This is a genomic window from Cupriavidus pauculus (genome assembly GCF_003854935.1).
GTDB classification, from domain to species: domain Bacteria; phylum Pseudomonadota; class Gammaproteobacteria; order Burkholderiales; family Burkholderiaceae; genus Cupriavidus; species Cupriavidus pauculus_C.
Genome location: NZ_CP033970.1, coordinates 1,661,373 through 1,674,872, shown reverse-complemented (window position 1 = coordinate 1,674,872; position 13,500 = coordinate 1,661,373). Strand labels below are relative to the sequence as shown.

Sequence of the window (13,500 nt, the reverse complement as noted above, 5' to 3'; positions counted from 1 at the left end):
TTCCTTTTATTGGGGGTGCTTCAGTTCGACGCGCCGGATGTCCTTGACGATCACCAGGTAGCTCAGCACGGTAACCAGGGCGTTGATGCCCACGAAGACCAGCGCGCCGTTGAACGAGCCCGTGGCGCTCAGGATATAGCCGATCACGATCGGCGTCACGATGCCGGCGATGTTGCCGAAGGTGTTGAAGATGCTGCCGGCCAGGCCGATCACTTCCTTGGGCGCCGTATCGGCCACCACGGCCCAGCCCAGCGCGCCGATGCCCTTGCCGAAGAACGCCAGCGCCATGATGCCGACCACCAGCCACTCGGCGTCCACGTAGTTGCAGGCCACCATCGACACCGACAGCAGCATGCCGGCCACGATCGGCACCTTGCGGGCCACGGTCAGCGAATGGCCGCGGCGCAGCAGCGTGTCCGAGATCACGCCGCCCAGCACGCCGCCCAGGAACCCGCAGATGGCCGGCAGCGACGCCACGAAGCCGGCCTTCAGGATCGACATGCCGCGCGCCTGCACCAGGTACACCGGGAACCACGTGAGGAAGAAGTACGTCAGCACGTTGATGCAGTACTGGCCCAGGTACACGCCGGCCAGCATGCGGTTGGTCAGCAGCTGCCGCGCGTAGAACCAGCCGGCCGGGTTGGCGGCCTTGCCGGCCTTGCTGGCCTCGTCGCCCTCGCCCATGTGGATCAGGCCGCCGCCCTGCGTGATGTGCTCGAGTTCGGCCTGGTTCACACCGGGGTGCGTGGCCGGGCTGCGCATGACCTTGAGCCAGACCAGCGCCAGCAGCATGCCCATGATGCCCATCCACAGGTAGACGTGGTGCCAGCCCCAGCTATGGACGATCCAGGCCATCAGCGGCGTGAAGACCACGGCGGCAAAGTACTGCGCGGCGTTGAAGATGGCCGATGCCGTGCCGCGCTCGGCGGTCGGGAACCAGCTTGCCACCACCTTGGCGTTGGCCGGGAACGCCGGCGATTCGGCCAGCCCCACGGCAAAGCGCAGCGCAAACAGCACGCTGATGGCCTGCCCGATGCTGGCAAACACGCCAATCCAGCCCTGCAGCAGCGTGAAGAACGACCACAGGAAGATGCTGAACGCGTAGATGCGGCGCGCGCCGAAGCGGTCGAGCAGCCAGCCGCCCGGGATCTGCGCCATCACATAGGCCCAGCTGAAGGCCGAGAAGATATAGCCCATCTGCACGGCCGAGAAGCCGAACTCCTCGCGCATGGCGGGGCCGGTGATGGACAGCGTGGCACGATCCGCGTAGTTGATCGTCGTCACGATGAAGATCAGGGCGAGAATCCAGTAGCGGACGTTGGTGCGGCGGGCGCCCGAGGCGGCGGCGCTGGTGGTGGGTGTTACGTTCATCTGGGTCTCCGCACAGCCGGCGGACCAGGATGCGGGAATGCGTCGGGACCGGCGTGTGATATGTCGTCGTACGACCAGAATTATAGAGACGCGGTTCCTTCCACCACAGTGCGCGTTTACCCTGACGTGGTGCACGGCGCCGTCTTCCGGTGCATCGGCTGAAGCGCCGACCTTTCAATCAGCTTGCGGGTTTGCGGGGATTTAATGCACGCCGTCATCGCCCTGTTCGTCCCTACCCAGACACCCGAAACGCCACCCGAATGTCTGCCAGGTACCGGGGTTTTCCCTTGGTTGGCGCCGTACCGCTTGCACGGCCCCAGGGTTAGTTGTACGATGACTTATCTCGAAACATCACAACGATGGAACGAGTACAGGCACCGGCCTTGTTCCACACCCAACCCACCATTCGCCATGTGGCGACCAGGAAGAGCGACATGACTACACCGCAAGAACTGAAGCAGATTATCTCGGAAGGCCTGCTCTCGTTTCCCATCACCGACTTTGACGCGCAAGGCAACTTCCGCGCCGACACCTACGCCGCCCGACTGGAATGGCTGGCCCCGTACGGCGCCTCGGCCCTGTTCGCCGCTGGCGGCACCGGTGAATTCTTCTCGCTGACGCAGCAGGACTATTCGAACGTGATCCGCACCGCGGTGGAAACCTGCCGTGGCAAGGTGCCCATCCTGGCCGGCGCCGGCGGCCCGACCCGCGTGGCCATCGAATACGCCAAGGAAGCCGAGCGCCTGGGCGCCCACGGCATCCTGCTGATGCCGCACTACTTGACGGAAGCCAGCGAAGATGGCATCGCCAACCACATCGAAGAGGTCTGCAAGGCCACCAAGTGCGGCGTGATCGTCTACAACCGTGCCAACTCGCGCATCGGCGCCGAGCTGCTGGCCAAGGTTGTCGACAAGTGCCCGAACCTGATCGGCTTCAAGGACGGCGTGGGTGACATCGAGGCCATGGTGCGCGTGCGCCGCAAGCTCGGCGACCGCCTGGCCTACCTGGGCGGCCTGCCCACCGCCGAAGTCTACGCCGCCGCCTACAAGGCGCTGGGCGTGCCGGTGTACTCGTCGGCCGTGTTCAACTTCATCCCGAAGACCGCGATGGAGTTCTACCGTGCCGTGGCCGCCAACGACGAAGCCACGATCGGCCGCCTGATCGACGACTTCTTCCTGCCGTACCTGGACATCCGCAACCGCAAGCATGGCTACGCCGTGTCGATCGTCAAGGCCGGCGCCAAGCTGGTGGGCCACGATGCCGGACCCGTGCGCGCGCCGCTGACCGACCTGACCGAGGAAGAAATGGGCAAGCTGGACGTCCTGATCAAGAAGCTCGGTTCGCAATAAGCCGGACTGCGCTACCGCCAAAAGCCGACCTTCGGGTCGGCTTTTTCATGCCCCGCCGCTGCGCGACCTGCCCCGCCAGCGGGCGCGCGTGCGCCATTCTGGCGCTTTGACGATACGTGCGAGCGTGTCCGGGCTGGCCCGAAACCTGCTGTACCCCGCACCGAAGAGTAGAAGCGTTCAACCGCCCCCTCCCCTGGCTGGGCGGCAGGAAATTGCTCTTGATTGTCCGCGCCGAGCGCCGGAGATCGAGAGCCCTGCCGGGCCCTGCCTCCGCCGTCGGCCGGCCCGTTCACCTTTCCTGAACCCCGGAACGACATGATCGACACCACCCTCCCCCTCCACGAACTGGACCGCGAAGCGCGCATGGGCGCGCACGGCCGCGAGACCGACGCGCGCGAGATCCGGCGCATCGACCTGTCCGACTTCGCGCGCCGCAAGGCGGTGATCGCCGACCAGCTCTGGCAGGCGGCCACCGACATCGGCTTCTTCCAGATCGACAACCACGGCATCGACCTGGCCGCCGTGCGCGAGGCGTTTGCGATGACCGAGCGCTTCTTCGCGCTGCCGGAGCCCGTCAAGGCCAGGTATCCGCTGCAGAAGGCCAACAACGCCGGCTGGGAATCGCGCGCGCAGGTGCGGCCGTCCACGGGCACGCCGGACCAGAAGGAGTCGTACCAGATCACGCGCCCGCACATGGCGGCGCTGTGGCCGTCTGAGGATGAACTGGCCGGCTTCCGGGCGACGATGCTGGCCTTCGAGCGGCAGTGCTGGCACGTCGGCATGAAGGTGCTGTCCTGCTTTGCCGACCGGCTCGGCTTCGACAGCGAATTCTTCACGCGCGCGCACGACCCGGCCGCGCCCGACTACCAGAGCACGCTGCGGCTGCTGCACTACTACGCGATCCCGGCCGAAGCCCAGGACAAGCTCGACCTGTGGCGGGCGGGCGCCCATACCGATTTCGACTGCCTGACGCTGCTGTTCCAGCGCCAGGGCCAGGGCGGCCTGCAGGTGTGTCCGGGCAAGGAGATGGACGCGCAGGCGTGGACGCCGATCCCGCCCGACGAGGACGTGATCACCTGCAACATCGGCGACATGCTGATGCGCTGGAGCGACGACCAGCTACCGTCGAACTTCCACCGCGTGCGCAACCCCGCGCCGGGCGAGTACATGGGGCCGCGCTACAGCCTCGCGTTCTTCTGCCAGGCCAACCGCGACGCGCGGATCGAGGGGCCGGCGAAGCGGTATCCGCCCATCACGGCCGGCGATTTCCTGCGCCAGCGCGTGGCGGCCAACTTCAAGGCGTACTGAGCCGCCCGGCCCAACAAAAAACCCCACGCTCTCGCGAACGTGGGGTTTCAAGCCACCCGGTACCGGCGGGCCGGTATCGGGCAGGCGACTTCCAAAGGGATCGGGCTATCAGGCCGCGGCGTCCTTCAGCTTCTTCAGCGGACGGACCTTGACCTTGACGCTGGCCGGCTTGGCCGGGAACCAACGCTCTTCACCGGTGAACGGGTCCTTGCCGAAGCGCTTCTTCTTGGCCGGCACTTGCTGGGCGGTCACCTTCAGCAGGCCCGGCAGCGTGAATTCGCCGGCGCCCTTCTTGTTCAGCGCGCTGACGATGGTGTTTTCGAGATGGGCCAGCACCGACTTCACGGCCTTGGCTTCGAGCTGGGTTTGCGCTACCAGGTGAGCGACCAGGCTCGACTTGTTGAAGGTGTCCTTCAGCGGCTTCATGGTCGGCGTGGCAGCCGGCGCAGCCTTCTTGGCCGGAGCGGCGGCCTTCTTAGCGGCAGCCTTCACGGGTGCCTTGGTTGCTGCGGCCTTCTTGGCAGCAGGCTTGGTTGCAGTCTTCGCGGTCGGTTTCGCTTTGGTCGCCATATCTGGATGTACGAGAGTTGAAGATTGAAGTCCCGGCCGATTCGCCCGCACGTTGCAAGCATCGCTGCATGGCGATTCGTGCTGGCCGGCACGCACTGAATCATAGCGGAAACCGCCAGAAGTAAAGGGGTTTTCTCACATGCGGCAGGTCAAACCAAGTGAAAACCCCGGGTTTTGTCGCTGGTTTGCGTCAGCACCAACGCTGCGAAGCGCCACGTCCCCCCACTTTCGCGCTTCGCCCACGCGCCGCACGCGTCCGGAACGGGCGTGTTCAGTGCGCGTGCGCGGCCACCGCATCGCGCGTGCCACGCGCCAGGCCCAGCGCGAAAGCGGTCTCCGCCACCAGGAAAAGCGGGCCCACGAGCAGGCCCATGATGTCGTCGACAAAGGCCGGCTTGCGTCCTTCGAAGTAGTGGCCGACGAACTGGATGACCCATCCGGCCACGAACAGGCCGATGCCCGTGGCCAGCCAGGCCGGCGTGGAAAACGCGGCAATGCAGGCCCCGGCCCAGACGAACACGGCCAGGATCGCGGCCATCGCCACGCCAAAGCCGAACGACAGCCGCAGGTAGAACAGGCACGCCAGCACGTACACGACGATGGCCGGCGTCACGAACAGCGCGCCGTCGCCCAGCGGCATGACCGGCCGCCCGAGCAGCGCGGTCACCGCCAGCACGATCATCGGGATACCGATGAAATGGGTGAATACGTTGCGCGCATCGCGGTGGTACGCGGCGTACTGGGCAAGATGATCGATCAGGGTTTTCACGGGGACGTCTCCGGTGGATGGCCGGTGTTCCGGCCTGTTTTCCCAGGGCCGCCGCGCGATGCCGCGATGCCGCGAAACCACGCCGCCAACCCGGTTTTGATGTGGATTTATATTAGTGAGACACCGCGCGCTCGGGAAGAGGACTTCCCCGCCATTCGAGCCGCCCCACTAAATCACCCCAAAGCCGCCATGCGTGCCATCGACGAAATACCCGCCCTCTCCGCCGACCAGCGCGATGCCTGGCTGCGGCGCATCGGCATCCACGCCGTGCCGCCGCCGACGCTGGCCACGCTGGACGCACTGATCGCCGCCCACCTGGCGCACCTGCCATTCGAGAACCTGACGCCGCTGGTGGGCTGGCGCGTCGACATCGAGCCGCCCGCCGTGTTCGACAAGCTCGTGCGCCAGAGCCGCGGCGGCTACTGTTTCGAACTGAACACGCTGTTCTGCGCCGGGCTGAAGTCGCTGGGCTACACGGCCGTGCCGCTGGCGGCGCGCGTGCGCTGGAACGTGCCCGACGAACGGCCGACCGGGCTCTCGCACATGCTGCTGCGCGTGGAGGTGGCGCACGAGAGCTACGTGGCGGACGTCGGCTTTGGCGGGCCCACGCCGGACCGCGCGCTGCCGCTGTCGCTGCCGATCCCGCCCGCGGGCGGCGTTGCGTCGCCGTACCGGCTGCGCCCGCCCCCAGCCGATGCCGCTGGCACCGGCTTTCATTGCTACGACCTTGCGGTACGCGATCCGGACGCCGGAGACGCTGACGATGCAGACACGTGGCGCGTGCTGTACCGGTTCGACCTGACCCCGCAGCCCCGGATCGACTACGTGGCGCGCAACTGGTTCGTGTCGACGCATCCGGACAGCCACTTCACGCGCACGCTGATCGCCGCCCGCACGGAGGCGGACGGCACGCGGCTGGCCCTTGGCAACGCCACGCTGACCGAGCGCCCGCCCGGCGGCGCGGTGCGCCGCACGGTGCTGGCCAGTGCCGACGAGACCATCGACGTGCTGGCCGGCCGCTTCGGCATCCACCTGGACGACGCGCTGCGTGCCGCGCTGGCCGCCCGGCTGCCGGCGGTGCTGGCGGCATCCTGACGCCCGCCCGATTCCGCGCTGCGGCACGCGCCATGCATCGCGTGAATTGCCGGCAGAAAGTTTGCTGATACCGGCCCCGGCGGGCCGGCCCGGCTGTGGACTGAGGGGGTGCGGCTGCCCATAATGTCCCGGCCAATCCACGATTCCGGCCGGCGGCACGTACCGCCGGCCATCCTTTCAGGAGACATCCCATGTCGTTGTTCGATCTGTCGGGCAAGGTTGCCGTCATCACCGGATCCTCGCGCGGTATCGGCCGCGCCATCGCCGAGCAAATGGCCGTCCAGGGCGCCAAGGTCGTCATCTCGTCGCGCAAGATCGAGGCGTGCCAGGAAGTGGCCGATGCCATCAACGCGCAGCACGGCGCCGGCACCGCGCTGGCCGTGGCGGCCAATATCTCGTCGAAAGAGGCGCTCCAGCACCTGGTGGACGAGGCCAACCGCACCTTCGGCAAGGTGGACGTGCTGGTCTGCAATGCCGCGTCCAACCCCTACTACGGGCCGATGAGCGGCGTGTCGGACGAGCAGTTCCGCAAGGTGCTGGACAACAACGTGATCTCGAACCACTGGCTGATCCAGATGGTGGCGCCGCAGATGATCGAGCGCAAGGAGGGTTCGATCATCATCGTGTCGTCGATCGGCGGCCTGCGCGGGTCGCCCACGATTGGCGTCTACAACGTCTCCAAGGCCGCCGATTTCCAGCTGGCGCGCAACCTGGCCGTGGAGTTCGGGCCGCACAACGTGCGCGTGAACTGCATCGCCCCGGGGCTGATCAAGACCGACTTTGCCAAGGCGCTGTGGGACGACCCGGTGCGCTACAAGCAGTCCACCGAGAACGCGCCGCTGCGCCGCATCGGCGAGCCGGTGGAGATTGCCGGCGCGGCGTGCTTCCTGGCGTCGGCGGCCAGCACGTTCATGACCGGCCAGGCCATGGTGGTGGACGGCGGCGTCACGATCTAGTCCAACCTGCGCGGGAGGCCCTGCATGTCCCAGCATCCGCAGCAACCGCAGCAACCCTCGCCGGCCGGCCCGCAATGGCCGGCCATGTCCCTGGCCGACGCGCACGCCCGGCTGACAGCCCCCGGCGCGCCGTTCGAGACCGAGACGCGCGTGATCCGCGGCATTCCCACCACGGTCTGGAAGAACGCGCCGCCCACGCTGCGCGACCTGTTCCTGGTGGCCGCGGCGTGGGGCGAGCGCACCTTCGTCGTCTACGAGGACGAGCGCGTGAGCTACCGCGCGTTCGCGCTGGCCGCCACCGAGCTGGCGCACCAGTTGGTGCGCGACGGCGTGCGCAAGGGCGACCGCGTGGCCGTGGCAATGCGCAACCTGCCCGAATGGCCCGTGGCGTTCTACGCGGGGCTGCTGGCCGGCGCCATCGTCACCCCGCTCAATGCGTGGTGGACCGGCCCGGAACTGGAGTACGGGCTGACCGATTCGGGCAGCCGCGTCGCCATCGTCGACCATGAGCGGCTGGACCGCATCCTGCCGCACCTGCGCGACTGCCCGGCGCTGGCGCGCGTGTACGTGTCGCGCGCACCGGACGGCGCCACGTTCGACGACCCGCGCATCGTGGCGCTGTCCAGCGTGATCGGCGCGTCGCCGGACTGGCCCGCGCTGCCGTCGCAATCGCTGCCGCAGGTGCCGCTGGACCCCGAGGACGACGCGACGATCTTCTACACGTCCGGCACCACGGGCAAGCCCAAGGGCGCCGTCGGCACCCATCGCAACGCCTGCACGGTGGCGGTCTGCGCCCAGTTCAGCCCGCTGCGCAACCTGCTGCGGCGCGGCGAGCCGGTGCCGGAGCCCAACCCCGACGCGCCGCAGAAGGCCGCGCTGCTGGCCGTGCCGTTCTTCCACGTCACCGGCTGCATGTCCGTGCTGAACGGCGCGCTGGCCAACGGCGGCAAGATCGTGCTGCAGTACCGCTGGGACACGCTGCGCGCCATGGCGCTGATCGAACGCGAACGCTGCACGTCGGCCGGCGGCGTGCCGACTATCGCGTGGCAGATCATCGAGCATCCACAGCGGGCCGAATTCGACCTGTCGTCGCTGGAAAACATGCATTACGGCGGCGCGCCCGCATCGCCGGAACTGGTCCGCCGCATCCACGAGACGTTCCCCCACGCGGCGCCCGGCATTGGCTGGGGCATGACCGAGACGTCGGCCACGTTCACGAGCCACAGCGCCGAGGAATACATCCACCGGCCCGACAGCAGCGGCCCGGCCCTGCCCATCGGCGAGATGAAGATCGACGATGGCTTTGGCAACGCGCTGCCGCCGGGCGAGATAGGCGAGCTGATGGTGCGCGGCGCCAACGTCGTGCACAGCTACTGGAACAAGCCGGAGGCCACGGCCAGGACATTCGTCGACGGCTGGCTGCACACGGGCGACGTGGCGCGGCTGGACGCGGAAGGCTTTCTCTACATCGTCGACCGCATGAAGGACATGCTGATCCGCGGCGGCGAGAACATCTATTGCATCGAGGTGGAAAGCGCGCTGTACGCGCACCCGGCCGTCATGGACGCGGCCGTGGTCGGCATTGCGCACCGCACGCTGGGCGAGGAGCCCGGCGCGGTGGTCAGCCTGAAGCCCGGCGCCATGGCCACCGAGGCCGAGCTGCAGGACTTCGTGCGCCAGCAGCTTGCCGCGTTCAAGGTGCCCGTGCGGATCATCGTCATGCAGGACATGCTGCCGCGCAATCCGAACGGCAAGATCCTGAAGTCGAACCTGCGCAAGCTGTTCGAGGCGGCCTGAGGGGCCAGCAGACGCCGGCGCCTACTTGACCGGGATGGGCGTGGCGGCCGGCACCGGCACGGCGGTCACGGCGTTCTGGGGGCTGCCGCTGACGATCCGGTCCGAGTAGGTCAGGTAGACCAGCGTGTTGCGCTTGCGATCCACGGCGCGCACCACGTGCAGCGTCTTGAAGAGCACCGACATGCGTTCGGAGAACACGTCCTCCTGCTGCTTCACCGGCCCCTTGAACGCGATGGGACCCACCTGGCGGCAGGCAATCGACGCCTCGGCCGGGTCCTCGGCCATGCCGAGCGAGCCCTTGATGCCGCCGGTGCGCGCCCGCGACACGTAGCACGTCACGCCGTCCACGGCCGGGTCGTCGTAGGCTTCGATGACGACCTTGTCGGACCCCGTGACGCGGAAATGGGTCGATACGCTGCCGATTTCCTCGGCTGCGGCGGCCGTGGCCAGCGCGGCCAGGCCCAGGGCCAGCGCGCATCGCGATGCAGTGGACGTCATTCGGCCGTCGCCCCCTTGATCTCGTCGTGGCGGCGCTCCATTTCCTGGCGCAGCGCGCGGCGCTGGCGGGCGGCCTCAAAGCGCTGGCGCTCCACCTCGTCGCGCGGCTGCAGCGGCGGCACCTCGGCCGGCGTGCCGTTGTCGTCCACCGCCACCATCGTGAAATAGCAGCTGTTGGTATGGCGCACCACCTTGCTGCGGATGTTCTCGGTCACCACCTTGATGCCGATTTCCATCGAACTGCGGCCGGTGAAGTTCACGGCCGCCAGGAACGTCACGAGTTCGCCCACGTGGATGGGCTGGCGGAAGACCACCTGGTCCACCGACAGCGTGACGACATACCGGCCGGCATAGCGGCTGGCGCAGGCGTACGCCACCATGTCGAGGTACTTGAGGATGGTGCCGCCGTGGACATTGCCGGAGAAATTGGCCATGTCGGGCGTCATCAGCACGGTCATGGACAACTGGTGAGACAGATCATTCATCGCAAAAAATCCAGAATCGAGCCTGAGGCGCGGGCAGTGTAACCCGGTGGGCCGGGCAATGGCATACCCGGGCGCGGCGATTTCGGCGGTGCGACGAGAAAGGCGGGGAAAATGGTGGCCAACAAATAGAAAAGCGGCCGCGCAGGCCGCTTTCTGTGCTTCTCAGGAACGAGATGCGCTTACTTCTTCTTGTTCACGGCGTCCTTGAAGCCTTGGCCGGCGGAGAACTTTACCGTCTTGGCGGCCGGGATCTTGATCGTTTCGCCGGTGCGCGGGTTGCGACCGGTACGGGCTGCGCGCTTGCCCGAGCTGAAGCTGCCAAAACCCACCAGCGTGACGGAGTCACCCTTGGCCACTGCCTTCTTGATACTGTCCAGCGCAGCGTTCAGCGCGCGCTCGGCGGCGGCATTGCTGAGTTCTGCTTCCGCGGCGATGGCCGATACCAGTTCACCTTTATTCATGGCTGATTTCCCTTGTTTGGTCGTCGTCACCGGACTTATGCCAGTCGGCAAAAGTCCGATCGGCGCAGTCTAATCTGCCCTTTACGGCTTGAGCAATCCCCAGTGGCACCGATGCAACGGAAACTGCCGCAAATCGTTCTGCGACAAGACTTAGCGGGCGTTTTACCCCTCTGTTTCACGAATCGGCACGTCACTTTTCCGGAACAGGACGTATCGGACGGCGCACTTTGCGGACCGGACAGAATATTGCGCCCAAAGCGACGGCTACGGCAATTTTCCTGCATTATCCCGACACGAATCGCGCCCACTTATTCATGCCCGATCCGGGTGCAAAACCTGCCGATGCACCAATTCGGAACCGGCGCTCCCAATCCGGCGCGTCGATTTGGCGCATGCCGCCCCGTTACCGTGCGTCACTCAATTTTGGCTGGCTGGCAGCTAAACGCCGCGCCGGTGCGTCGCGCCCTGATTTGGCGCGGGATTCCCCGTTCTGCGCCCTGAACTGGAACGTTAATTGCTTACTCGTGCTCCCATTTTGAGCATGGGGTAACGATGGACAACCTGAAGACAGGCACGGATGCCTTGTTCATCCTGCTGGGCGCGATCATGGTGCTGGCGATGCATGCAGGCTTCGCTTTCCTGGAACTGGGCACCGTCCGCAAGAAAAACCAGGTCAATGCGCTGGTGAAAATCCTCGTGGATTTCGCCGTTTCCACCCTGGCCTATTTTTTCATCGGTTATACGATCGCCTACGGGGTCCAGTTTTTCTCCGGCGCCGAGACGCTGGCCGAAAAGAATGGCCACGAACTCGTGAAATTCTTCTTTCTGGCCACCTTTGCCGCGGCCATCCCGGCGATTATCTCGGGCGGTATTGCCGAGCGGTCGCGTTTTAATCCGCAACTGATTGCCACGTTCGTGCTGGTGGGTTTCGTCTACCCGTTCTTCGAGGGCATCGTCTGGAACAACCGGCTGGGCGTGCAGGACTGGCTCACCGCCGTGGCCGGCGCGCCGTTCCACGACTTTGCCGGCTCGGTGGTCGTGCACGCAGTGGGCGGCTGGATTGCGCTGCCCGCCGTGCTGCTGCTGGGCGCCCGGCGCGGCCGCTATCAGAAGGACGGCCGCATCAGCGCCCATCCGCCGTCGAACATCCCGTTCCTGGCCCTGGGCGCCTGGGTGCTGGCGGTGGGCTGGTTCGGCTTCAACGTGATGAGCGCCCAGACCATCGACAAGATCAGCGGCCTCGTGGCGATCAACTCACTGATGGCGATGGTGGGCGGCACGCTGGCCGCGTGGGCGGCCGGGCGCAACGATCCGGGCTTCTCGTACAACGGCCCGCTGGCCGGCCTGGTGGCGGTCTGCGCCGGCTCGGACATCATGCATCCGCTCGGCGCGCTGGTGACCGGCGCGGTGGCGGGCCTGCTGTTCGTCCATCTGTTTACGCTGGCACAGAACAAGTGGCACATCGACGACGTGCTGGGCGTCTGGCCGCTGCACGGCCTGTGCGGCGCCTGGGGCGGCATTGCCGCGGGCATCTTCGGCACGCGGATGCTGGGCGGCATGGGCGGCGTATCGCTGGGGGCGCAGTTGGCCGGCACGCTGCTGGGCATCGTGGTGGCGCTGGTCGGCGGCACGGTGGTCTACGGCGCGCTCAAGAAGCTGGTGGGCATCCGGCTGGATGCTGAAGAAGAGTTCAACGGCGCCGATCTGACGCTGCATCGTATTTCCGCCACGCCGGAACGCGAGACGAACTGGTAATCGACACATTCGCGTCATTTACCCGCAAGAAAGGCCGGAAAATCTCCGGCCTTTTTTACTTGGCGCCCAAAAAAGATTGTCTTGAACTTTCGAAGTGGCGCGCCCAATAATGCCCTTGGCTTTTTGCCGTTCGCCGACACCGGCAGGTGGTGCTGACTTGACCGACAGCGCGCGCCATATTGCTGTCCCTGGTTTTTCCTGCCCCGATCACCAAGGAGTGTGTCCATGGATACCACCTCGCTCGAAAGCATCCGCGACATCATTTACGGCTACGCCACCATTTTCGGCGTGAAGGTCCTGGCCGCGCTGGCCTTCTGGGTGGTCGGCCGATGGCTGATCCACTTCGTGGTGCGCATGGTGCAGGGGTCGCTGGCCAAGCAGAGCGTGGACCCGACGCTGCTGCGCTACGTCGGTTCGATTGTCACCGTCACGCTGAACGTGGTGCTGGTCATCGGCATCCTCGGCTATTTCGGCATCCAGACCACCACATTCGCCGCGCTGATTGCCGCGGCCGGCGTCGCCATCGGCATGGCGTGGTCCGGGCTGATGGCCAACTTTGCGGCCGGAGCCTTCCTGGTGGTACTGCGGCCGTTCAAGGTGGGCGATTTCGTGACCGTGGGCGGCGTGACCGGCACCGTGCGCGAGATCGGCCTGTTTGCCACCACGCTCGACACGCCGGACAACGTGCTGACCGTCATCGGCAACAACAAGATATTTGGCGACACCATCCAGAACTTCACCGCGAACCCGTTCCGGCGCGTGGAGCTGAAGGCCCAGCTGGCCGGCACCACCGATGCGGCCGCCGCCGTGGCGCTGCTCAAGGAAAAGGTGGCCGCGATCCCGAACGTGCTGGCCGACCCGCCCGTCGACGTCGAGATCCTGGAATTCACGCTGGTGGGCCCGGTGCTGGCCGTCCGCCCGTACTGCCACAACGACCACTACTGGCAGGTCTACTTCGACACCAACCGCACGATCCGCGACAGCTTCGGCGCCGCCGGTTTTGCCGCGCCCATGCCGGCGCAGATGGTGGTCATGCAGAACGCGCCGGCCATGCCGCTGGCCCAGCCGGCCAACCAGGCCGCGTGA

14 protein-coding genes are annotated in these 13,500 nt (G+C 66.4%); 7 read left to right on the top strand and 7 right to left on the bottom strand.

All coding sequences use genetic code 11. The features are described from left to right. Positions 1-6 precede the first annotated feature (6 nt). Positions 7-1,371 carry an MFS transporter gene (locus EHF44_RS25590; protein ID WP_124686476.1) on the bottom strand — a complete coding sequence of 455 codons (1,365 nt, stop codon included), beginning with the start codon at positions 1,369-1,371 and terminating at the stop codon, positions 7-9. A gap of 434 nt (positions 1,372-1,805) precedes the next feature. Between EHF44_RS25590 and kdgD the strand changes: the two genes are divergently transcribed. Next, positions 1,806-2,720, top strand: a complete 915-nt coding sequence (kdgD, locus tag EHF44_RS25585) for a 5-dehydro-4-deoxyglucarate dehydratase (RefSeq protein WP_124686475.1) — start codon at positions 1,806-1,808, stop codon at positions 2,718-2,720. A gap of 315 nt (positions 2,721-3,035) precedes the next feature. Further along, a complete protein-coding gene (locus EHF44_RS25580) occupies positions 3,036-4,028 on the top strand; it encodes an isopenicillin N synthase family dioxygenase (RefSeq protein ID WP_124686474.1) in 993 nt (330 codons plus the stop codon). 108 nt (positions 4,029-4,136) lie between these two features. Here EHF44_RS25580 and EHF44_RS25575 read toward each other — a convergent pair whose 3' ends face one another. Then, positions 4,137-4,598, bottom strand: a complete 462-nt coding sequence (locus EHF44_RS25575; protein WP_124686473.1) for an HU family DNA-binding protein — start codon at positions 4,596-4,598, stop codon at positions 4,137-4,139. Between the two features lie 271 nt (positions 4,599-4,869). Continuing rightward, a complete protein-coding gene (locus EHF44_RS25570) occupies positions 4,870-5,367 on the bottom strand; it encodes a DUF962 domain-containing protein (protein WP_124686472.1) in 498 nt (165 codons plus the stop codon). A 189-nt stretch (positions 5,368-5,556) separates the two neighbouring features. Between EHF44_RS25570 and EHF44_RS25565 the strand changes: the two genes are divergently transcribed. The 3 genes from EHF44_RS25565 to EHF44_RS25555 all read left to right on the top strand — a co-directional run bounded on the left by EHF44_RS25565 (position 5,557) and on the right by EHF44_RS25555 (position 9,215). Beyond that, positions 5,557-6,462: an arylamine N-acetyltransferase family protein gene (locus EHF44_RS25565; RefSeq protein ID WP_124686471.1), complete on the top strand. Its 906-nt coding sequence runs from the start codon at positions 5,557-5,559 to the stop codon at positions 6,460-6,462. Between the two features lie 191 nt (positions 6,463-6,653). Next, positions 6,654-7,418: an SDR family oxidoreductase gene (locus EHF44_RS25560; RefSeq protein ID WP_124686470.1), complete on the top strand. Its 765-nt coding sequence runs from the start codon at positions 6,654-6,656 to the stop codon at positions 7,416-7,418. 24 nt (positions 7,419-7,442) lie between these two features. Then, entirely contained in the window at positions 7,443-9,215 is a 1,773-nt protein-coding gene (locus tag EHF44_RS25555; protein ID WP_124686469.1) for a class I adenylate-forming enzyme family protein, read from the top strand. Between the two features lie 21 nt (positions 9,216-9,236). On the opposite strand, the gene EHF44_RS25550 is transcribed toward EHF44_RS25555, so the two are convergent. The 3 genes from EHF44_RS25550 to EHF44_RS25540 all read right to left on the bottom strand — a co-directional run bounded on the left by EHF44_RS25550 (position 9,237) and on the right by EHF44_RS25540 (position 10,659). Continuing rightward, complete coding sequence (locus EHF44_RS25550) at positions 9,237-9,713, bottom strand: CreA family protein (protein WP_124686468.1); 477 nt, start codon at positions 9,711-9,713, stop codon at positions 9,237-9,239. Then, entirely contained in the window at positions 9,710-10,198 is a 489-nt protein-coding gene (locus EHF44_RS25545) for an acyl-CoA thioesterase (protein WP_124686467.1), read from the bottom strand. Before EHF44_RS25545 ends, EHF44_RS25550 begins: the two co-directional genes overlap by 4 nt. Before the next feature lie 179 nt (positions 10,199-10,377). Beyond that, a complete protein-coding gene (locus tag EHF44_RS25540; protein WP_008651272.1) occupies positions 10,378-10,659 on the bottom strand; it encodes an HU family DNA-binding protein in 282 nt (93 codons plus the stop codon). A 552-nt stretch (positions 10,660-11,211) separates the two neighbouring features. On the opposite strand from EHF44_RS25540, the gene EHF44_RS25535 reads away from it, so the two are divergent. Beyond that, complete coding sequence (locus EHF44_RS25535) at positions 11,212-12,414, top strand: ammonium transporter (protein ID WP_124686466.1); 1,203 nt, start codon at positions 11,212-11,214, stop codon at positions 12,412-12,414. A gap of 14 nt (positions 12,415-12,428) precedes the next feature. Here the strand turns inward: EHF44_RS25535 and EHF44_RS25530 are convergent, their stop codons facing one another. Continuing rightward, complete coding sequence (locus tag EHF44_RS25530) at positions 12,429-12,641, bottom strand: hypothetical protein (protein ID WP_124686465.1); 213 nt, start codon at positions 12,639-12,641, stop codon at positions 12,429-12,431. On the opposite strand from EHF44_RS25530, the gene EHF44_RS25525 reads away from it, so the two are divergent. Beyond that, positions 12,640-13,500, top strand: a complete 861-nt coding sequence (locus tag EHF44_RS25525) for a mechanosensitive ion channel family protein (RefSeq protein WP_124686464.1) — start codon at positions 12,640-12,642, stop codon at positions 13,498-13,500. The two genes, EHF44_RS25530 and EHF44_RS25525, sit on opposite strands and share 2 nt — an antisense overlap.

What these genes read in the sequence shown, in the direction of transcription:
- EHF44_RS25575 (WP_124686473.1), bottom strand. Translation starts at nt 4,598, where the DNA reads ATGGCGACCAAAGCGAAACCGACCGCGAAGACTGCAACCAAGCCTGCT.
- EHF44_RS25560 (WP_124686470.1), top strand. Translation starts at nt 6,654, where the DNA reads ATGTCGTTGTTCGATCTGTCGGGCAAGGTTGCCGTCATCACCGGATCC.
- EHF44_RS25525 (WP_124686464.1), top strand. Translation starts at nt 12,640, where the DNA reads ATGGATACCACCTCGCTCGAAAGCATCCGCGACATCATTTACGGCTAC.
- EHF44_RS25545 (WP_124686467.1), bottom strand. Translation starts at nt 10,198, where the DNA reads ATGAATGATCTGTCTCACCAGTTGTCCATGACCGTGCTGATGACGCCC.
- EHF44_RS25530 (WP_124686465.1), bottom strand. Translation starts at nt 12,641, where the DNA reads ATGGACACACTCCTTGGTGATCGGGGCAGGAAAAACCAGGGACAGCAA.
- EHF44_RS25540 (WP_008651272.1), bottom strand. Translation starts at nt 10,659, where the DNA reads ATGAATAAAGGTGAACTGGTATCGGCCATCGCCGCGGAAGCAGAACTC.
- EHF44_RS25535 (WP_124686466.1), top strand. Translation starts at nt 11,212, where the DNA reads ATGGACAACCTGAAGACAGGCACGGATGCCTTGTTCATCCTGCTGGGC.
- EHF44_RS25590 (WP_124686476.1), bottom strand. Translation starts at nt 1,371, where the DNA reads ATGAACGTAACACCCACCACCAGCGCCGCCGCCTCGGGCGCCCGCCGC.
- EHF44_RS25565 (WP_124686471.1), top strand. Translation starts at nt 5,557, where the DNA reads ATGCGTGCCATCGACGAAATACCCGCCCTCTCCGCCGACCAGCGCGAT.
- EHF44_RS25580 (WP_124686474.1), top strand. Translation starts at nt 3,036, where the DNA reads ATGATCGACACCACCCTCCCCCTCCACGAACTGGACCGCGAAGCGCGC.
- kdgD (WP_124686475.1), top strand. Translation starts at nt 1,806, where the DNA reads ATGACTACACCGCAAGAACTGAAGCAGATTATCTCGGAAGGCCTGCTC.
- EHF44_RS25550 (WP_124686468.1), bottom strand. Translation starts at nt 9,713, where the DNA reads ATGACGTCCACTGCATCGCGATGCGCGCTGGCCCTGGGCCTGGCCGCG.
- EHF44_RS25555 (WP_124686469.1), top strand. Translation starts at nt 7,443, where the DNA reads ATGTCCCAGCATCCGCAGCAACCGCAGCAACCCTCGCCGGCCGGCCCG.